Annotated in this window: 18 protein-coding genes and 1 pseudogene; 12 read left to right on the forward strand and 7 right to left on the reverse strand. The window is 72.7% G+C overall.

Translation table 11 applies throughout. The features are described from left to right. Window positions 1–90 precede the first annotated feature (90 nt). A complete protein-coding gene (locus tag ACWFQ8_RS15960; protein ID WP_453786816.1) occupies window positions 91–1530 on the forward strand; it encodes an alkaline phosphatase PhoX in 1440 nt (479 codons plus the stop codon). 60 nt (window positions 1531–1590) lie between these two features. Here ACWFQ8_RS15960 and ACWFQ8_RS15965 read toward each other — a convergent pair whose 3' ends face one another. The 4 genes from ACWFQ8_RS15965 to ACWFQ8_RS15980 form a co-directional block, all read right to left on the reverse strand. Beyond that, window positions 1591–1767 carry a hypothetical protein gene (locus tag ACWFQ8_RS15965; RefSeq protein WP_453786817.1) on the reverse strand — a complete coding sequence of 59 codons (177 nt, stop codon included), beginning with the start codon at window positions 1765–1767 and terminating at the stop codon, window positions 1591–1593. A gap of 102 nt (window positions 1768–1869) precedes the next feature. Next, entirely contained in the window at window positions 1870–3147 is a 1278-nt protein-coding gene (locus ACWFQ8_RS15970; RefSeq protein ID WP_453786866.1) for a TerD family protein, read from the reverse strand. Between the two features lie 62 nt (window positions 3148–3209). Then, the gene (locus ACWFQ8_RS15975; RefSeq protein ID WP_453786818.1) at window positions 3210–3431 is read right to left on the reverse strand and encodes a hypothetical protein; all 222 of its coding nucleotides are present in this window, start codon (window positions 3429–3431) and stop codon (window positions 3210–3212) included. 254 nt (window positions 3432–3685) lie between these two features. Beyond that, entirely contained in the window at window positions 3686–5218 is a 1533-nt protein-coding gene (locus tag ACWFQ8_RS15980; protein ID WP_453786819.1) for an aldehyde dehydrogenase (NADP(+)), read from the reverse strand. A gap of 128 nt (window positions 5219–5346) precedes the next feature. On the opposite strand from ACWFQ8_RS15980, the gene ACWFQ8_RS15985 reads away from it, so the two are divergent. The 9 genes from ACWFQ8_RS15985 (at window position 5347) to ACWFQ8_RS16025 (ending at window position 13436) form a co-directional block, all read left to right on the forward strand. Next, entirely contained in the window at window positions 5347–6129 is a 783-nt protein-coding gene (locus ACWFQ8_RS15985; RefSeq protein ID WP_453786820.1) for an IclR family transcriptional regulator, read from the forward strand. Between the two features lie 205 nt (window positions 6130–6334). Beyond that, entirely contained in the window at window positions 6335–7318 is a 984-nt protein-coding gene (locus ACWFQ8_RS15990) for a hypothetical protein (RefSeq protein ID WP_453786821.1), read from the forward strand. Window positions 7319–7425: 107 nt separating this feature from the next. Continuing rightward, complete coding sequence (locus tag ACWFQ8_RS15995) at window positions 7426–8694, forward strand: sensor histidine kinase (protein ID WP_453786867.1); 1269 nt, start codon at window positions 7426–7428, stop codon at window positions 8692–8694. A 71-nt stretch (window positions 8695–8765) separates the two neighbouring features. Beyond that, on the forward strand, window positions 8766–9386 hold the full coding sequence (locus ACWFQ8_RS16000; protein WP_453786868.1) for a response regulator: 621 nt from the start codon (window positions 8766–8768) through the stop codon (window positions 9384–9386). 62 nt (window positions 9387–9448) lie between these two features. Further along, window positions 9449–10897, forward strand: coding sequence for a peptidoglycan D,D-transpeptidase FtsI family protein (locus ACWFQ8_RS16005; protein ID WP_453786822.1), 1449 nt, complete (start codon window positions 9449–9451; stop codon window positions 10895–10897). Window positions 10898–11028: 131 nt separating this feature from the next. Continuing rightward, window positions 11029–11232 (forward strand): antitoxin, encoded by a 204-nt coding sequence (locus ACWFQ8_RS16010; RefSeq protein ID WP_453786823.1) that lies wholly within the window; start codon window positions 11029–11031, stop codon window positions 11230–11232. A 179-nt stretch (window positions 11233–11411) separates the two neighbouring features. Next, window positions 11412–11624, forward strand: coding sequence for a hypothetical protein (locus ACWFQ8_RS16015; protein ID WP_453786824.1), 213 nt, complete (start codon window positions 11412–11414; stop codon window positions 11622–11624). Between the two features lie 71 nt (window positions 11625–11695). Next, the gene (locus tag ACWFQ8_RS16020) at window positions 11696–12754 is read left to right on the forward strand and encodes an aminotransferase class V-fold PLP-dependent enzyme (protein WP_453786825.1); all 1059 of its coding nucleotides are present in this window, start codon (window positions 11696–11698) and stop codon (window positions 12752–12754) included. A 532-nt stretch (window positions 12755–13286) separates the two neighbouring features. Beyond that, the gene (locus ACWFQ8_RS16025) at window positions 13287–13436 is read left to right on the forward strand and encodes a hypothetical protein (protein ID WP_453786826.1); all 150 of its coding nucleotides are present in this window, start codon (window positions 13287–13289) and stop codon (window positions 13434–13436) included. A gap of 126 nt (window positions 13437–13562) precedes the next feature. Here the strand turns inward: ACWFQ8_RS16025 and ACWFQ8_RS16030 are convergent. The 3 genes and pseudogenes from ACWFQ8_RS16030 to ACWFQ8_RS16040 all read right to left on the reverse strand — a co-directional run bounded on the left by ACWFQ8_RS16030 (window position 13563) and on the right by ACWFQ8_RS16040 (window position 16628). Next, a pseudogene (locus ACWFQ8_RS16030) lies at window positions 13563–14516 on the reverse strand (helix-turn-helix domain-containing protein). 36 nt (window positions 14517–14552) lie between these two features. Further along, the gene (locus ACWFQ8_RS16035; protein WP_453786869.1) at window positions 14553–15089 is read right to left on the reverse strand and encodes a nucleotidyltransferase domain-containing protein; all 537 of its coding nucleotides are present in this window, start codon (window positions 15087–15089) and stop codon (window positions 14553–14555) included. A gap of 837 nt (window positions 15090–15926) precedes the next feature. Beyond that, complete coding sequence (locus tag ACWFQ8_RS16040; protein WP_453786827.1) at window positions 15927–16628, reverse strand: hypothetical protein; 702 nt, start codon at window positions 16626–16628, stop codon at window positions 15927–15929. A gap of 447 nt (window positions 16629–17075) precedes the next feature. On the opposite strand from ACWFQ8_RS16040, the gene ACWFQ8_RS16045 reads away from it, so the two are divergent. Both ACWFQ8_RS16045 and ACWFQ8_RS16050 read left to right on the forward strand, forming a co-directional pair. After that, window positions 17076–18203 (forward strand): amidohydrolase family protein, encoded by a 1128-nt coding sequence (locus ACWFQ8_RS16045; RefSeq protein ID WP_453786828.1) that lies wholly within the window; start codon window positions 17076–17078, stop codon window positions 18201–18203. Between the two features lie 393 nt (window positions 18204–18596). Continuing rightward, the gene (locus tag ACWFQ8_RS16050) at window positions 18597–19526 is read left to right on the forward strand and encodes an SCO1860 family LAETG-anchored protein (RefSeq protein ID WP_453786829.1); all 930 of its coding nucleotides are present in this window, start codon (window positions 18597–18599) and stop codon (window positions 19524–19526) included. The last annotated feature ends 202 nt before the right edge of the window (window positions 19527–19728 follow it).

Consider the following 19728-nt stretch of genomic DNA (forward strand, 5'->3'; position numbering starts at 1 on the left):
GGGTAGTTCAGCCGCCGTTCACGTGCGGGCGGGAGCGTGTGCGCCGACGACCGCACGACAGGCGCACCACCTCCCCACCCAGGAGCCCCGATGCCGCTCAGCCGCAGAGACTTCACCTCCCGCACCGTCCTCGCCGGAGCGGGCATCGCGCTCACCGGCACGGTCGGCGCCCTCGCCACCGCACCGGGGGCGCTGGCGGCCGACCACGGCACTGACCGCGACGAGTACGGGCGGCCCTGCGAGCCCGGCTACGGCCCGCTGCTCCCCGACCCGGCCGGACTGCTCGCCCTCCCCGCCGGATTCTCGTACCGCGTGCTCACCCGCAGTGGTGTGACCAGGCTGGAGTCCGGCGAGAGCACCCCCTCCCACCACGACGGGACGGCCGCCTTCGCGGGCCACCGCGGCGTCACGCTCCTCGTCAACAACCACGAGCTCAAGGGCAAGCGGGAGAATTGGGCGCACCCCGTCCCGGCCGCCGAGGGCCTCGTCTACGACCCGGCCGCCGCCGGCGGCTGCACGGTGGTCGAGGTGCGACGCGGCGGCGAGGTCGCCGAATGGGTGGGCATCGCCGGTACGTCCACCAATTGCGCGGGCGGCACGACCCCTTGGGACACCTGGATCACCTGCGAGGAGAACTCGGACCCCGCCGGCAAGAACGGCATGACCAAGGACCACGGCTACTGCTTCGAGGTCGACCCGCACGACCGCCGGGCCAACCGCGACCCGCAGCCCATCAAGGCGTTCGGCCGGTACGACCACGAGGCCGTGGTCATCGACCCGCGCCAGGGCCACGCCTACCTCACCGAGGACGCCTCCGGCCCCAACGGGCTGCTGTACCGCTGGACCCCGCCCCGCGGCTTCCGGCACGGGCGGGGCAAGCTCCGTACGCTCGCGGCCGACGCCGGAGCGCTCCAGGCGGCCAAGTGCTTCGACAGCTCGGGCCGCTTCGTGGACGACCTCTCGCGGGCCACCCGCATCGGCACCGTCTACGGGGTCGACTGGGTGGACGTCGCCGACCGCGACGCGCGGACGGTGCCGGTGCGCAAGCAGTTCGCCACCGGTGCCGTGACCCGGGGGCGCAAGCTGGAGGGCATGTGGTGGGCGGACGGCGGCGCGTACTTCGTCTCCTCCTACGCCCGCGAGGAGAGCCCCGGCGCGGCACACGACGGCCAGGTGTGGTTCTACGACCCCAAGCGGCGCACGGTACGGCTGACCGTGCTGATCGGGGTGAACGGCGACCCGTCGGCGGGCGGCGGCTACGACGGGCCGGACAACATCACCGTGTCCCCGTACGGCGGTCTGATCCTGGCCGAGGACGGTTCCGGCCTCCAGCACCTGTTCGGCGCGACCGACTCGGGACGCACCTACCCGCTGGCGCGCAACGAGTTGAACATCGGGACGGCCGAGGAGCCGGAGTACTCCGAGTTCACCGGGGTGTGCTTCTCCCCGGACGGGCGCACCCTGTACGCGAACATCCAGGACCCGGGCATCATGCTGGCCGTCACGGGGCCGTGGCGGCGCACCCGCTGACAACGCGGACAGCGCCGGCGGACAAGCGCCGGCGGCCCCGCGGGGCCGCCGGTCCGTGCCTCACTGGGCCGCGGACACCCCGGAGTCGGAGGCGGCGGCCCACTCGGTGAGCAGGAACTCGTAGGCCTCTGCGGGCAACTCGTCGCCCACCCGGGTGTCGAAGAGGTGCCGTATCGCCTCGTTCGCCTCGGCGGCGGACGGGCGGGCGGGACCCGCGGGGGTGAATGACTTCTGCATGCCTTCCAGGCTACGGGCGGGCACCGGCCCCCCTCCCCGTCTCAGGGGTGGAATCGCTCACCCCGCGACCCGGGCGGTGGCTCCGCGTGCCCGCTCACCTGCTCAGAGTGCCTGCGCGGCGGGCTTCACCATGCCGCGCACTGTGCGCGACTTCACAAACTCGCCCATGGCCGTCATCTCCCACTCGCCGGAGAACTGCTTGATCAGCTTGGCCATCATCACGCCGGTCTGCGGCTCGGCGCCGGTGAGGTCGAAGCGCACCAGCTCCTCGCCGGTCGCCGCGTCGATCAGGCGGCAGTAGGCCTTGGCCACCTCGGTGAACTTCTGGCCGGTGAAGGAGTTGACCGTGAAGACCAGGCCGGTGGCGTCGGCGGGCAGCCGTCCGAGGTCGACCACGATCACCTCGTCGTCCCCGGCGCCCTCGCCGGTGAGGTTGTCACCGGAGTGCTTGACGGAGCCGCCGAGGATGGACAGCTTGCCGAAGTAGCAGCTGTCGAGGTGGTTGCGCTGGGGGCCGTAGGCGATGACGGACGCGTCGAGGTCGATGTCCTTGCCGCGGAAGGCCGGCTCCCAGCCCAGACCCATCTTGACCTGGGACAGCAGCGGACGGCCGCCCTTGACCAGGGAGACCGTCTGGTTCTTCTGGAGGCTGACGCGGCCCTTGTCGAGGTTGATCTTCCCCGCGCCGGGCGGGACGGTGGCGGGCGCGGTGGGAGGCGCCGCGGGGGCCGGCGCGGCCGGGGTGGGCGCGGCCGCGGCCGGCGTCGGACCGCCGAGCCAGGGGGAGACCGGGTGCGAGACCGGCGGGGCGGGCGGCGCGGGCGGAGCCGCGGGCATCACTGGCGCGGGGGTGACGGGGGTGACGGGAGCGGCGGCGGGGGCCGGCTCCTCCTCCACGGAGACCCCGAAGTCGGTGGCGATGCCGGCGAGGCCGTCCGCGTACCCCTGGCCGACCGCGCGCACCTTCCACGCGCCGCCGCGCTGGTAGACCTCGACGACGACGAGCGCGGTCTCGGAGCCCAGCTGCGGCGGGGTGAAGGTGGCGATCACCGCTCCGCCGTCCGCGTCGCGCACGGTGGCGGTGGGCTCGATGCCCTGGAAGGTCTGGCCGGCCGCGTCGGGGCTGGCCGTGACCACGATCCGCTCGATGCCCGGCGGCAGGGCCGCCGTGTCCACGGTGATGGAGTCCGGCGCCGAACCGCCGCCGGACCGGTGGCTGACACCGGGCCCGGAGGGCTGGTTGTAGAAGATGAAGTCGGCGTCGGAACGCACTTTGCCGTCCGCCGTGAGGAGGAGTCCCGAGACGTCGAGCCGGACGGGGGCGGCCACGTCCACCGTCACGCGAGCGGTGGCGAGCGGCAGGTTGGAGCCGGGGGTCATAACGGTCATGCCTCAAGAACGACTGGAGGGGCTGTGCCGTTCCCTTGCTCCCGCGGGTTGTTTCAGCTCCGGTTGCGGGGGTGGTTCTTCGCCGTGCGCTCGTTGCCGAACTTGTACGCGCCGGTCCAGCGGGCCATGACGAGCTGCGCGTCGCCGGACTCCACCTCGGCCAGGAACTTCTCGGCCCGAGCGCCGCGCAGGGTGGTAGCGGCGCGACCCCGGTGGGTGATGACGACGGAGGAGTCGGCGTGCTGCTGGTACGTGAATCCGTACGGTTTCGGCATGGGGCGCAGCCTGCCGTGCGGGTGGCTGCGGCGGCAACGGGTTTGGCGCGCCGCGGATGTGCTCCGGCGGGGCGGGGCGGGTGCCGGGTGCCGGTCCGGATCCGGTGGCGCCCGTGCGGCCCGGGGACCGACCGGGCGGGGCCGCGGTCCGGCGCGTCCGGCGGGGTGCGCCGGGGCCCGTACGCGTGTCCGTGCCCGCCGGGCCCACCGGGGTGCGCGTACGGGTCCCCGTACGCGCACCCCGGCGGGCGGTCTCAGCCGCCCGTCACGCGGCGCGGCAGCCCGAGCGGGTTGCTCTCGCGCAGCTCCGCCGGAAGGAGCGCGTCCGGCACCGACTGGTACGCCACCGGCCGCAGCCAGCGCTCGATCGCGGTGCCGCCGACCGAGGTGGAGTGCGAGGTCGCGGCCGGGTACGGGCCGCCGTGGTGCTGGGCCGGGGCCACCGCGACCCCGGTCGGCCAGCCGTTGACCACGATCCGCCCCGCCAGCGCCGTGACCTGCCCGATCAGCTCGGCGGCCGGACCCGGCGCGCCCTCGGTCTCGGCGGCCGACAACTGCAGCGTCGCGCTGAGGTTCCCGGGGAGCCGCGCCAGCACCGCGGCCGCCTCGCCCTGGTCGGCGTACCGCGCGAGCACGGTGACCGGGCCGAAGCACTCCTCCAGCAGGACCTCGTACCCGTCGCCGGGGGCGCCGTCGAGTAGCCGGCCGGCGGGCACGGTCAGGTACCCGGCGCCGACCGTGTGCTCCCCGCGGGCACCGGGGGGGACGGGCGCGGCGACGCCGGGCAGGGCGGCCCGCTCACGCACCCCGGCGATGAAGTTCTCCCGCATCCGGTGGTCGAGCAGCACCCCCGGCTCGGTCTCCCTGAGCGCCTTGGTGAGCGCGTGGGCGACGCGGTCGCCGTCCGCGCCCTCGGGCAGCAGGACCAGTCCCGGCTTCACGCAGAACTGGCCGACGCCCAGGGTGACCGCGCCCGCGAGCCCCGTACCGATCTCCTCGGCACGCTCGGCGGCGGCCCCCGGCGTGACCACCACGGGGTTGAGGGAGCCGAGCTCGCCGTGGAAGGGGATGGGCACGGGCCGGGCGGCGGCCGCGTCGAAGAGGGCCCGCCCGCCCCTGACGGATCCGGTGAAGCCGGCGGCGGACACCAGCGGGTGGCGGATCAGCTCCAGGCCGGCGTCGAAGCCGTGGACCACGGCGACCACGTCGGCCGGCAGTCCCACCGATACCGCCGCCCTGCGCAGCAGCGAGGCGCACAGCTCGGAGGTGGCCGGGTGGTCGGGGTGCGCTTTGACCACCACGGGGCAGCCGGCCGCCAGCGCGCTGGCGGTGTCCCCGCCGGGGACGGAGAAGGCGAGCGGGAAGTTGGACGCGGAGTAGACGGCCACCACGCCCAGCGGCACCTTGTACCGGCGCAGTTCGGGACGCGGCGGGGTGAGGGAGGGGTCGGCGCGGTCGATCCGGATGTCGAGGTAGGAGCCCTCGTCCACGGCGTCGGCGAAGGCGCGCAGCTGGCCGGTGGTGCGGGCCAGCTCGCCGGTGAGGCGGCCCGGCCCGAGCGCGGTCTCGGCGTCGGCGGCCTCCACCACCTGGGAGGCGGCCCCGTCGAGCAGTACGGCGGCGGCGCGCAGGAAGGCGGCGCGGGTGGCGGCGTCGGCGAGCGCGCCGCGGACCGCGTGGGCCGCGCGTACCGCTTCGTCCACCTCCCGGGATGTGGCCTCCGCCGCAACCTGCTCGCGCTGCTTCCCGGTGCGGGGGTCCACACTCCAGACTGGGGTCGCTGTCATGGGCCACTGCCTCCTGGATCGTTCAGTATTCTGAACGCCGTTCCGGTGGATGAATGATCACATCTGCTGCGGACTCTATTTCCGCGTCCTCCGCGTGACAAGAGGCGATCCAGAGGGGAAGCCGGCGTATGACGACGACCGAGTCGGGGAGCGCCGCGCAGGCGGCGCCGGTCAAATCGGCGGTGCGGACGGTCCAGCTGCTGGAGCACTTCGCGGCGCGGCCCGGACCGCACAGCCTGGCCGACATCCAGAACGACCTGGGACTGCCCAAGTCCAGCCTGTACATGCTGCTGCGCACGCTGGTGGGTCTGGGCTGGGTGGAGACGGACACCACGGGCACGCGGTACGGCATCGGCGTGCGGGCCCTGCTGGTCGGCAGCTCGTACATCGACGGGGACGAGGTGGTGGCGGCCGCCCGCCCCACCCTGGACCGGCTCTCCGACGACACGACGGAGACCATCCACCTGGCGCGGCTGGACGGGGCGAGCGTCGTGTACCTGGCGACCCGCCAGTCCCAGCACTACCTGCGGCCCTTCACCCGCGTCGGGCGGCGGCTGCCCGTGCACTCGACGGCGCTGGGCAAGGCGCTGCTGGCCACGCACACGGACGAAGAGGTACGGGCGCTGCTGCCGCCGCGGCTGGAGCCCGTCACCGAGCACACCATCACCGACCGGGAGCAGCTGGTGGAGGAGCTGGCGATGGTGCGGGAGCAGGGCTACGCGGTGGACCGGGAGGAGAACACCCTCGGGCTGTGCTGCTTCGGGGTGTCCGTGCCGTACCGGACGCCCGCGCGGGACGCGCTGAGCTGCTCGGTTCCGGTGGCCCGGCTGACGGCGGGGCACGAGCGGGTGATCAAGGCGGCGCTCTTCGAGGCGCGGGACCGGCTGTCGGTGGTGACGCGGCGGGGGTGAGGCGGCGGGGGTGAGGCGGCGGGGGTGAGGCGGCGGCGACGCGGTGCCGGGCGGGGCTGCGGGCGCGGGCCGGCGGGCGGGACGCGGTGCCGGGCGGGGCTGCCGCCCGGAACCTGGCGGAGGGTGCGGTTCCTCCCCCGGGTGGGGGAGGCGGTTCCCCATTGAGGGGGAGGTGGCGGGGCGGCGGGCGCGGGACCGTGGGGTCATGACCACACGAGAGGTTCACCCGACGTACGAGCCCCGGCCGTCGACGCCCCGCCGGGGGCGGGCGCGGCCGGTCCTGGGGGCGCTGGCCGTGACGGCCGCCGTGCCGTACCTGACGCTCAAGGCCGCCTGGTTGGCGGGGAGTCACATGGGGATACCGGCCGGCAGCGTGCTGCGCGAGCCCGGCCCCTTCCTCGCCGTCGCCAACGCCGTCACCCTGGCCATGGACGCGTGCGTGATCCTGCTGGTGCTGGTGCTCACCCGGCCCTGGGGCCTACGGGTGCCGGCCTGGCTGCTGGCGGTGCCCGTCTTCGTCGCCACGGGGCTGCTGACCCCGATCCTCCTGGGGTTCTCCGGCCAACTGCTCGTGCGTGCGCTCGGCTTCGGCGCGGAAACGGACGGGGGGACCGGCGGGCAGGCGCCCTTCCTGGACGACTGGGTCACCGACGTCGTCTACACCGGCTTCGCCGTCCAAGGTCTCGCCCTGGCCGGGCTGTTCGCCCCCTACGCCCAAGAGCGCTGGGGACGGCTGTGGCGGGGCGCACCGGGGGAGCGGCTGCCGTCGTCCACGGGGGTGATGGCGGCAGCCGCCGCGGTGACGGGCGCGGCCGTGGGCGGGACGTACCTCTACTGGACCTTCGGGGGCACGGCCGGCCTGGCCGCGGAGCGGGCGGCGTCATGGTCCGCCGAGGCGAGCGTGGGCGCCGCACTGCACGGGCTCTGCGCCCTGACCGCCGGGGCGGTGGCGGTGCTGCTGGCCCGGGGCGGCGGGAGAGGGGCCCGGTCGCTCGCCGTCGCCTGGACGAGCTCGGCCGCGACCGCGTGCTGGGGCCTGTGGATGCTGCTCGCCTCCGCGGGCCAGGACTTCGGCCCGGCGGAGGAGACCGCCGCGATCATGTACCTGCCCTACGCTGGCCAGATGATCACGGGATCGCTCTCCGCCGCCGTCCTCATCCGCCTCCTCATATCCCGCCGCCCGGCGTGAGGCGGTTCGGTACGAGCGGTGCGGGCGGTACGAGCGGTGCGGGCGGTGCGGGCGGGCCCGCGACCGTGAGCGGGCGCGGCGCTGGACCGGGGGCCCGGGCGGGGCGGCTGTTCGGGGCGCGGGCCCGGCTGCGGTGGGTCCACCTGATACTCGGCGGGGCCCTGCTGATGCCGTACTTCCTGCTCGCCCAGGTGGCGATCGGCGCGGTGGCGGGCGAGACCGGCAGCCTGTTCACCTCCTTGCCGGCGGTGCTCGCCTCGTACGCGGTGGCCCTGCCACTGGCCGCGGTCACCGCGGTGTTCGGGCCGGTGCGGCCGCTGTCGGTGGGCGCGGTCCGGGCCATGTGCGAGGTGCCCGGGGAGCTGCTGTCCGCGGGACCCGCGCGGTCCTGGGCGGCGCGGGGGCGGACGTCGGCCTGGTGGACCCTGCACCTGGGGGTCGGCGCGGTGGTCAGCGGGATGACGCTCGCGGTGCCGCCGATGGCCCTGGTCCTGACGGCACTGCCCTTCGTGCGCGCATGGCGGGAGGCCGGTCCGGTACGGATGTGGTTCGGCGCGCACCTCGACCCGTACCTGGCGCCGCCGCTCGGGCTCGCCCTGCTGACCGGGCTCGCCCTCGTCGCCGCCGGGGCCGGGTCGCTGCTGGCCCGGCTGGCGCCCGTACTCCTGGGGCCGACGGCGGCGGACCGGCTGGCCGCGGCCGAGGAGCGGGCCGCCGACCTGGCGGTGCGCAACCGCCTGGCGCGGGAGCTGCACGACGCGGTGGGGCACGCGCTGAGCGCGGTCACCCTCCAAGCGGTCGCAGCCCGGCGGGTGCTGGACCGGGACCCCGAGTTCGTACGGGAGGCACTCGCCGCCATCGAGGACACCACCCGGCGGACGGTGGACGAACTGGACGCCGTCCTCGGGCTGCTGCGGGACGGCGACCCGGCCCGGGCGGACGCCGCGCCCGCGCCGACCCTCGCCGCCGACCTCGGCGGCCTGCTGGCCCGCACCCGGGCCGCGGGCACCACCGTCACCGCCCACCAGGACCCCGGAGGGGACGGGGGCTGGGAGCGGCTGCCGGCCGTCACCTCCCGCGAGGCCTACCGCATCGTCCAGGAGGGCCTCAGCAACACCCTGCGCCACGGCGCGGGCCCCGTGGAACTGCGGATCCTCGTACAGGACGGGACGCGCGCCGGAGACCGTGAACTGGAGATCACCATGACCAATCCCCCCGCAGCCTCCGAGGGCCGGGAGCCGCGCACCACCGGCGGCCGGGGCCTGCGCGGCGCCGCCGAGCGGGCGTCGCTGCTCGGCGGCCGCGTCGAGGCGGGCCCGCACGCCGGCAGTTGGCGGCTGAGGGCCGTCCTCCCCCTGGGCGGAGGGGACCGGTGACCCCCGGCACCGCCCGCACCCACCGCACTCCTGCCGCGCCGCTGCGGGTGGTGGTCTGCGACGACGAGCGGATGGTCCGCACCGCCCTGCGGGTGATCCTCGAAGCCGAGCCGGACCTGGAGGTCGTCGGCGAGGCGGCCACCGGCGCCGAGGCCGTCCCGCTGGTCCGCTCCCTGGCCCCGGACGTGGTGCTGATGGACGTCCGGATGCCCGAGATCGACGGCATCCGGGCCACGGAGCAGATCCTCGCCACGATGGCCGAGCCGCCCCGCATCGTGGTCGTCACCACCTTCGAGAACGACGCGTACGTGTACGGCGCGCTGCGCGCGGGAGCCGCCGGGTTCCTCCTCAAGCGCGCCGATCCGGACGAGTTGGTCGGCGCGGTCCGGCTCGTCGCGCGCGGTGACTGCCTGCTCTTCCCGGCGGCCGTCCGCGCCCTCGCCGCCGCCCGCACGCCCGGCGGCCCCGGCGCCGCCGCGCCCTGGGTGGCCAGGCTCACCGACCGCGAGGCCGACGTCCTGCGCCTGATGGCCACGGGTCTGTCCAACCAGGAGGTGAGCGAGCGCCTCGGAGTCGGCGCGCAGACCGTGAAGACGCATGTCGCGGCCGTCCTCGCCAAGACCGGCTCCCGCGACCGCACCCAGGCCGTCATCGCGGCCTACGAGGGAGGCTTCCTCATGAAGAAAAGCTGAGAACCCCGCCACAATCGGGGCAGAGCGGAACGCCCGGTGCCCTTGAAGCGTCCTTCTGGGGGATGAACAAGACGATCAGGCGTGCGTCGGTCTTCTGTTTGCTCCTGGTGGTGGCCCTGCTGGTCCGCGTCACCTGGGTGCAGGCATACCAAGGCCAGGCCCTCGCAGACGACAAGAACAACCGGCGGAACCTCATCGGGCAGTACGAGAACCCGCTGGGCAACATCATCGTGGGCGGGGAGGCGATCACCGGCTCGACGAAGACGGGCGGCAAGGACTTCGGGTACAAGCGCACGTACGTCGACGGTCCCCTCTACGCGCCGGTCACCGGATTCAGCTCCCAGGCCTTCGGCACGAGCATGCTGGAGGGCATCTACAAGAACGTGCTCAACGGCTCCGACAGCCGGCTGAAGACGGTGATGGACATGCTCACCAACAAGCGGGCCGATCCGGGCAACGTCCTGACCACCATCGACCGGGACGTCCAGAAGGCCGGCTACGACGCGCTCCAGGGCAAGCAGGGAGCCGCTGTCGCCATCGACCCGGCGACCGGCCGGATCCTCGGTGTGGTCAACAACCCGTCCTTCGACCCCGGCCGCATCGCCGGCGCCAACGACGAACAGGCCTGGCAGGAACTCTCCGCCGACCAGGGCAGGGCGATGGAGAACGTCGCGCTGCGCAAACCGCAGGCACCGGGCTCCACCTTCAAGCTGGTCACGCTCGCCGCGGCGATCGAGAACGGTCTCGTCGGCAACCTCGACCAGCAGACCGGCATCGCCGACCCGTACACCATCCCCGGCACCCGCACACTGCTGCCCAGTGAGGCGGGATCGGCCGCCTGCAACAACGTCTCGGTGCGCACCGCCCTGAAGCTGTCCTGCAACAACGTGTTCGCGGAGCTCGCCTCCCAGCTGGGCCAGGACAAGATGCGGGCCATGGCCGAGAAGTTCGGCTTCAACGTGCAGATCGACACCCCGGTCCGCACCAACCCGCCGAGCACGTACCCGTCGAAGAAGATGTCGGTCGACCAGGTCGCGCAGACGGGCATCGGCCAGTTCGACGTGCAGGCCACCCCGCTCCAGATGGCGATGGTGACCGCCGCCGTCGAGAACGGCGGCAAGCTCGTCGCCCCCCATATGGTCTCCGAGGTCACCGACTCCGGCGGCAACGTGCTGGAGAGCTTCGACGACCCGAAGTCCCAGCAGGTCGTCAGCGAAAGGACCGCCTCGATGATCCAGGACGCCATGCGGACGGTCGCCACGGAGGGCGGCGGCAAGCCGGCGCTGGTGCCGGGGGCCGAAGTGGGCGGCAAGACGGGTACCGCCCAGCGCGGAGTCGACAACAGCCTCGCGCCGCTGGCCTGGTTCACCTCGTACGGCAAGCTGAACGGCAAGCAGATCGCCGTGGCCGTCGTGATCGAGAACTCCGGCACCGAGCGGTCCGAGATCGGCGGCGGCAAGCTGGCCGCCCCCGTCGCGCAGAAGATGATGGGGGCGTGGCTGAAGAAGTAGCCGCGGGCGCGGGGGCGACGCGCGGGGAACCGCCGTCACCCTCCCCCGGCCGCCCGGCACCGCCCGGGGTGCCCCCCGGGCCCGGTGGTGTCAGGCTGGGGGGACGGCCAGAGAAGTAGAGAGGACCTTTCATGTCCATGCTCAACAAGCTCAAAGACCTGATCAAGGGACACCCGGACCAGGCTCGCCAAGGAGTCGAGAAGGCGGGAGACGCCTTCGACAAGAGGACCGGGAACAAGCACCAGAGCCAGGTGGACACGGCCCAGCAGAGGCTCAACGACCAGATCGGCAAGCCACAGCCCCCGGCCGGGGACACCCGCCCGCCCCAGCCCTAGCGGGATTCGGCCGAGCCCCGTCGGCCCGCCCCGCCACGCGCGCCACGCCGCGCCGGGGCGGGGTCGGGCAACGGAAAGCCCCCGCGGGAAGCGGGATGGCGGGGTTGTCATGCGGCCGGTCCCACTCGGGCGGGCTGCTTTACCGCTGCTTGCCCGACCCTCCCGGCAGACCCGACGCCGTGCGGGCCGACGGGCGCGAGGCCGCCGGGCCGGGCGCGAACGCGGCGCCCTTCTCCGTCCTCGACCACCGCTACGGGATCTCCGGCGGGCAGCCGGCCGAGGTGTTCACCCGGGCGGTGGAGCCGGCCCGAACCGGCCGCGAGGTGACCGCGCCGACACCGGCCGCCGAGGCGTGCGAACCCGACGGGGCGTGCGCGGGCCCGCACATATAAGCATCCCTTGGGGTGGGGCAGTGAAACTCGGCCATGGACTTTGGGGCAGGGTCTGGCGCAGAGTGGAAGGCATGGATCTTCCGCTCGCCGAGGCCACCCGTGCCGAGTTCGCCCCCTCCACCGTCTACCTCAACACCGCCACCTGCGGGATCCTCCCGCGTTCCGCCGTCGCGGCCGTACACGACCTGGCCGAGGCGGCCGGGGCCGGACTCCCCGCCGGCTTCGGCGACTTCGACCGGGTGAACCGGGTCCGCGCCGCCTTCGGCCGGCTGGTCGGGGTCGATCCCGGGCGCGTGGCGGTCGGCTCGTCCGTGGCGACCCACGTCGCCCTCGTCGCGGCCTCCCTCCCGCCCGGCGCCGAAGTCCTCTGCCCCGAGGGCGACTTCGCCTCCGTGATCAACCCCTTCGTGGTGCGCGGCGACCTCAAGGTCCGCTTCGTACCGCTGGAGGCCGTGGCCGAAGCCGTCGGTCCGCACACCGCCCTGGTCTCGCTGAGCGCCGTGCAGTCGGCGGACGGGCGCGTGGCGGACCTGGCCGGGGTCCGCGCCGCGACGGCCGCGCACGGGGCCCGGATGCTGGTCGACGCGACCCATGCCGCGGGATGCCTGCCCTTCGACGCGTCGCCCTACGAGTACACGGTCACCGCCGGGTACAAGTGGCTGCTGGGCGGCCGGGGAGCCTCCTACCTGACCGTCTCCGAGGAGGCCCAGGACACGCTGACCCCGCTGCACGCCGGCTGGGTGGCCGCGGAGTCCATGTGGGACGCCACCTACGGGCCGATGCCGCAACTGGCCCGCGGCGCACGGCGCTTCGACGAATCCCCGGCCTTCCTCGCCTACCACGCGGCCGAGGCCTCGCTGGCGCTGCTGGAACGGATCGGCATCGAGGCCGTCCACGCCCACGACACCGCGCTGGCGGCCCGCTACCGGGCGGGTCTGGCCCGCCTCGGGCACGAGCCGGTACCCGGCGGGAGCGCCATCGTCTCCGTGCCGGGCCTCGCAGCCCGGCAGCCCGCCCTGCAGGCGGCCGGCATCGCCACGGCCGCGCGCGGGGGGACCTTGCGCGCCTCGTTCCACCTCTACACGACGGAGGCGGACGTCGACCGCCTGCTGGACGCCCTCGACGGCTAAACACCACCCGCCCGCCCGCCGGCCCGCTTCCGGGTCGGCCTCCGCCCCGCGCGGCACCGCTTCCCCGAGGCCACCACCCTGCGCGTCGAGGAGGCCTCTCTGTGGTGGCCCGGGCCCTCGCCGCGGACCCGGCGGCCCCGCTCGCGGCGGGCGGTGGCGCGCCGGCCGAAAAGCAGTGGAGGCCCGCAGACCCAACGGCTAGAGGTGCGCGGTACCGGCTCCGCGAGGGGACATCGGCCGCAGAGTTCCGAGGTTCGAGCCCTTGAGCGGGCACTACGCCACGTCGTGCCGCCCCTTCGCAGGGACGGACAACGGTGATGCCCGCAATCCACCAAAGCATTTCGGCTGTACGCCTCCCATTGGAGGCGTACAAGGGACGGACCAGTGTTTGCACCCACCGCCCGGGGCCGACGACGGGCCAACCGACACGCGGCTGCCGCGAGGCTCCGCCGGCGAGTGCAAGAGAAGGGGGCCGCGTGGCGTGACGGGTGCTTGAACGACTTCCCCCGCTTCTGGGGTGGACGTGGACCACGTGCGTCCCTTCCCCCTCGGGGGCGCGGACGTAAACAGCAACGTGCAAGTGGTGTGCCACGTGTGTCACCAGCTCAAGACCCGTACCGAGTTCGGCGGTGCCCGTGACGTGGCTCAGCGAGTCGCACGACCACGGCGCCGAGGACGTTGAACGGCTCGCGGCTGTGTGTGCTGCTCTTGCTGCTGCACCGCCCCGCAACGTGTTGGTCGTGAGTACGGCCGAGGACGTGACGAGCGCCGCAGCGATGCGCCCCACGCAGGAGTAGCTAGTGCCGCATCAGGCAACGTTTGCCCGGTCGACGACGGCGCGTAGGCGAAGATCGTCGGCGTGGCGGTTCCGCCAGATGATGTAGCGGCGGATCATGCTGCCCTGTTCCTTGTGGTCGGCGTGGTCCGTGCCGTCCAGGGTGAAATAGCGCAGGGCTGTGAACTGGGCTTCGATCCGGTTGAGCCAGGAGCTGTTGGTGGGTGTGTAGGCGATCTCGACATTCTTCGCTGCCGCCCAGGTGCCGACCCGCTGACACTTCCCTGTGGTCAGGTGCGGGGAGAAGTCGTCGCAGACGATCGCGATCCGCACTTCTGACGGGTAGAGGGTGCGCAGGTAGCGGCAGAACTCGACGAACTGGGTGCGCCGCTTGATCGGTTTGATGTTGTCCGTAGAGCTTGTCCTTGGACAGGTCGAGTGCGGCGAAAAGGTCGCCGTCGGCGATCGCGTAGAAGTGCTCGACGCGGGCCTTCTTGGCGGCGTAGTCCGGGTCGCGGGAGGTCTTCCAGGTCTTCAGGCGTTGAAAGGAGACGCCTTCCTCGCGGAGCAGGATGCGCAGGCCCTCGTGGCTGAGGTCGTCGACCACCCCCTCGGCGACCAGGAAGTCCGCCAGCTTGGTCAGGCTCCATGTTGAGGACGGCAGGTCGTGCTCGGTCGGCTTGGACTTCGCGATCTTCTTGATCTCGCGCCGCTCGGGCAGCGTGAACGTCTTCGGGCGGCCGCCCTTGTACTTCGGATACAGCGAGTCGAAGCCGTCGGTGTTGAAGTTGTGGATCACATCGCGGACCCGGTCACCGCTCGTGAAGGACACCTCGGCGATCTTCGCCACCGACATGCCCTGCGCGGACAGCAGCACCATCTGGCTCGCCGCCAGGTCACCACCGATCCGGTGCCCCTGCGGATGATCCGAAGCAGTCGCCGGCCCTCGTCGTCATCGATCTCACGGACGCGTACTCGTTCTGCCACTGACCGACGGTAGGGGACGACCGACGCCCAAGAACCTCACTCAGACCGCTTGCCCCGTGCTCTGAGGGCTGCTTCCAGTCGGGCGATGTCCTCGGCGTCCTTGGTCCGTCGAGGCCGGGAGGGATCCCAGGTGGGCATCATCCGCTTGATCTCGATCTGAGCCTGTGGACTGACGATCGCACATTCCAGAGCGCCGATACGGCCCGGCCCAGCATCGAGCATTCCCCCGGGCCAGGGCGCACCGACCCAGGGGCCCCCGGCGACCACCACACGGCCGGCCGTATCCCGGTCCAGGAGCGTAAAGCTGTTGTCCAGCCCGTCCTTGGAGAAATCGAGCTGCAGCTCAGGTGGCGGTCCTGGGACCGGTTTATAGCCGTGCAGCAGCAAGCCTTCCGCCAGGGCCCCGGCATCGTCTGTCCAGGCGAACCAGTCGATGTCCTCATGGTCTCGCGTGATCTCGCCGAGGAAGAAGTCCATGGCCCATCCGCCGCGAAGCCACAACGAGACCCCAAGAGCTCCGGCAACCTGCACAGCCTCAGCGATCAGGCGGAGCTGTTGATCCGCACGTCCCATGTCCACAGCCAGGCAGGCTATGCGGGAACCGCTCTACCCAGCAGATCATTTGTCTCCCACAGGGCGGGCGAACGATGCTTGATGCAGCACTAGGGCGGGCCCCGGCTCGGCACTGTGCCGCGTGGGGGCCGATCCTCGGGGCTGCTGTGCGGTTCCTCGGCGGGAAGAACACGGACGGGAACGTACAACCGCTCTGCCGCCCGTGCCATCGACTCAAGACCCGCGAGGACTTCGGGGCCGCTGGTGCCCTCTTCTGACTACCTCACGTGAGAACTGCCGACACCGTCGATTCCGCCAACCTTGTGACTCGGGGCAAAGGTGTTATGCATCCCATCCATGAACGAATCTCCGTTCAAGATCATGTTCAGATTCTGGGACTCATCCCGGTTCGAGCCTCCTGAATCCCCTAGCCCCAGGACGCCGTCAGCGTGAGCGGCCCCAGTAATCGTCAGGGCAGCCCCGGCGAGGGCGAGAGCGGCAAGCGTGCGCCTAGCGGTGTTGTTCATGCCTCGCCAACGATCTTCAACCCACCGGAGTCACGCCCGACTCACAGACACCGCCCCGTGGGGGTCCTGGCCAGACCTGTACGGAGCGAAAGGGGTGCGATGTAGGCGCGCACGCTGCCCCCACTCAGCTCTTTTCTGGACGGCTCGACTACTTGTGTCTGACCCGCCAACAGCGACGGGTTGGGGGGCTCTCTGCGTTTGGCGACCGGCTCGGGAGTGTGGACCAAGCCGGAGCGCGGGGCCTAAGCGCCGATGCCAATTCGGGCCCCATGCAGACTGCCGGAAGGACTGGCGGATCGTCAGGACGTCTCAATCTCCGACATGAGCAATCTCAGCGTGAGGGAATGCTTCTCCGGCGGCAGGGCATCCAGCGCGCCCCGTGCGTAGGCAGTCCCGCCGGATACGTCGCCGGACCGGGCGAGCATCGGGCCCCTGTGCATATCAACGCGAGTCGTGAACCCAGGCAGTTCTGTCGGAGTTCGCGGCGCGCCGCTTCCTGAGCCTGAACGGCTCCCTGATCGTCGCCCAGACGGGCCAAGAGGAGTGATAGGAAGACGTTCATCCGCCACCAGGGCACGGCGTAGTCGCTGGTGTGTTCGTGCGATCCCGCCTTGTCGAAGATCCGGCGGCCATCGTCGGCGAGCTTGAGGGCTGTGGCTCTGTCACCTCGAAGTGCTGCGGCATGGGCCTTGCCCATCACGGCGTTCAGGAGCCCCAGGGAGGGCTGCTTCGATATCGCCAAGGCTTGGTCCGCCAGCACGTCAGCGACTCCCAGCGGTGCGCCCTCATAGCCCAGCGCGATGGCTGCACGTCCACGGTCCCACACGCGCGCTTCGGCGTCTGCGGATTCGTCAGCTGCCCTTGCTGCCATTCGATACCAATGGACAGCCGTCGAGCCGTCCGACCCTGGGGACGTCTTGGCGTAGAGGGTCATCGGCCGGGAAGCCACCGACCACGGCCGGGGGTCTTCCAGCTGCTGCTGCACGGTGACGAGTTCGCCGGACTCCCGACGCTGGATGTCCGCAGCGCCCATTGACATGTACTCGGTGCCGTACGTGGTCAGCTTGGCTTCCCACTCGTCCGTCGACGGTCCGCCGCTCAGCCGTGCGGCAAAAACCTGCGTTGATCAGGTCAGAGGCGATCACGGGGGCTATGGGAGCCCGGGCAATGTCGGTAAGGAACTCGCGTCGGTCCACTTCACCTTCAAGGGCAGCTAGGGGAACGTCGAGTACGGCAGAGAGCGCGGCAAGGCAGAACGGGCCGAGCCTGGCCTTTGAACCCTCCGCGCCGTGACGGCGGGGCAGGTGGCGGGGGCGCCGGCCGAGCACGCCGGGATCGACTTCGTCTCGCTGGTGCACGCGGGTCAGGGGCGGCAGGTCCAGGCGGGGGTGGGTCCCGGCGGGGCTCTCTTCGTCCGGGTTGACCGGTTCGTCCGGGGGTTGCCGAAAGAGCGTACCGAGCACGCACGTACAGTGCCGACATGACCGATGCCGCTCCGTACGACGTGCCGCACCGCGCCGCCCCGCAGGACGTCCTGCACGTGAAGGGCCGGGTGCTGGTCGGACCCGACGAGGTCCGCGACGAGCTCTGGGTGATCGGCGGGAAGGTTTCCTACGAACGCCCGCGCACCGCCCGCGGGACGACCACGGTGACCGGCTGGGTCCTGCCCGGCCTGGTCGACGCGCACTGCCACGTGGGGCTGGACGCGCACGGCCCCGTCGACGCGGCGACCGCCGAGGTCCAGGCCCTCGCCGACCGCGACGCGGGAACCCTCCTCATCCGCGACGCCGGTTCGCCCTCCGACACCCGCTGGATCGACGACCGCGAGGACCTCCCGAAGATCATCCGGGCCGGCCGGCACATCGCCCGCACCCGCCGCTACATCCGCAACTACGCCCACGAGATCGAGCCCGCCGACCTCGTCGAGTACGTCGGCCGCGAGGCGCGGCGCGGCGACGGCTGGGTCAAGCTGGTCGGGGACTGGATCGACCGCGACGCCGGAGACCTGACGGCGTGCTGGCCGCGCGCCGAGGTCGAGGCGGCCATCGCCGAGGCGCACCGGCTGGGCGCCCGGGTCACGGCGCACTGCTTCGCCGAGGACGCCCTGCGCGATCTGGTCGAGGCGGGCATCGACTGCGTCGAGCACGCCACCGGCCTCACGCAGGACACGATCCCCCTGTTCGCGGAGCGCGGGGTGGCCATCGTCCCGACGCTCGTGAACATCGCGACCTTTCCGAAGCTGGCGGCGGGCGGCGACGCGAAGTTCCCGCGCTGGTCGGCCCACATGCGACGGCTCCACGAGCGCCGCTACGACACCGTCCGGGCGGCCTACGACGCGGGCGTGCCGGTGTACGTCGGCACGGACGCGGGGGGTTCGCTGCCGCACGGCCTGGTCGCGCAGGAGGTCGCGGAGCTGGTGAAGGCCGGGATCCCGCCGCTGGAAGCCCTCTCGGCGACGACCTGGGGCGCGCGCGCGTGGCTCGGCCGGCCCGGTCTGACCGAGGGGGCGCCTGCGGACCTCGTGGTCTACGCCGACGACCCGCGGGGGGACGTACGGGTGCTGGCGCAGCCGCTGCGGGTCGTCGTGAACGGCGGGGTACGGGCCTGAGCCGGCCGGAGGCCGAAGCGCGGGCCCGCGCCCGCCCGGCCTCCCGCCCGCCCGGCCTCCCGCCCGCCCGGCCTCCCGCCCGCCCGGCCTCCCGCCCGGCCTCCCGTCGGGGCGGCACAGTGTTGACGGGTCGTGACGTCGGAAGCCCGACGGTCGTTGTGCATGCCCGTCGAGGGGTCTGCAGAGCGGCGGCACGTGACGGGAGGGAACTGAAGTTCTTCGTGGGGCGCGGGGATTCGAATGCCTGCATGGAAACCACCCTTTGGGATGAACTCACGTCAGGTCGCCGCCCGTTCACTCTCCCTGCGTAAAGATTCCGGGGTCGAGGCCGTGGCGCGCGATGTCCCCCATGGGCGACGCGACGGCACCCATCTCCCCGGGGGTTCCACCATCTTGAACAGCAACACCTTCCGCATGCCCGCGGCCGTCCTGCTCGCCACGGGGGCGGTCGCCCTGCTCACCGCTCCGCCCGCCGTCGCCACGGGAGGCGGCGCGGGCAGCGAGGGCAAGGCCGGCGCCGTCGTCCTGCGCGCCGCACTGGACGTGGGCCTGCTCGACAAGACCGTGCACGTGCCGCTGAAGGCGACCCTCAACGAGGTCAGCGCATCCGCGACGGCGGAGCAGACGGCGCTGACGGTCGAGCTCGACGGGGTCGAGGGCGGCAAGCCGGTCAGCGTCCTGCGCGCCGACGTCGCCACGTCGAAGGCCACCGCCGACCAGACCCGCGCCGAGGCGGAGGTGAACCTCGCGAAGGCCTCCGTCCATGTGCCCGGCCTGCCGCTGCTCTCCCTCATCGAGGTGGAGAAGGTCACCTCCAAGGCCGTCTGCGAGGTGGGCGAGAAGCCGGTGGCCGGCTCGAACGTCCTCGGTACGGTCACCGCGCTGGGCAAGCGGACCACCCTCTCGGCCGGCAGCCCGACCAAGGTCGAGGTGCCCGGGGTGGGCGTCGTCAACCTGGAGCTGTCCGGCACGCAGACCACCTCCGCGACGGCGGCGGCCACCGCGCTGCGCCTCAAGGTGTCGGTGAACCCGCTGAACCTGAACGTCGCGCAGGTGGAGGGCGAGATCGTGCTCGCGGAGGCGCACTGCGAGTCGCCGACGGCCCCGGCGCCCACGCCGTCCGCGAAGTCGGACATCAAGGTGCAGTCCGCCACGGGCACGGGGACGGGGGTGACGACGGGGACCGGCGGCTCGGCCACCGGGGCCAACCTGGCCGAGACCGGCGGCGGCTCCCTGACCCCGTACCTCGCGGGCGGCGCGCTGGTCCTGCTGGGCATCGGAGCGGCCGCGCTGGTCGTGACCCGGCGCGGCCGGACCTCGTAGGCGGCGGACGCGGGAGCCGGCCGCGGCCGCCCGGGAGAGCACCTGGAGGGGAGTGCTCGGCGGGCGGCGCGCGGCGGCGTCGTCGTCGAGCGTCGCAGAGCAAGAGGGCAGGAGGACGCGGGGCAGGAGGACCGGACGCAGCAGCAGGACGGCGGGGCAGGGAGGCAGGGGTTCGGCGGGCGGGGGTTCGGCGGGGCGGGGC

Source organism: Streptomyces sp. NPDC055254 (assembly GCF_053606025.1).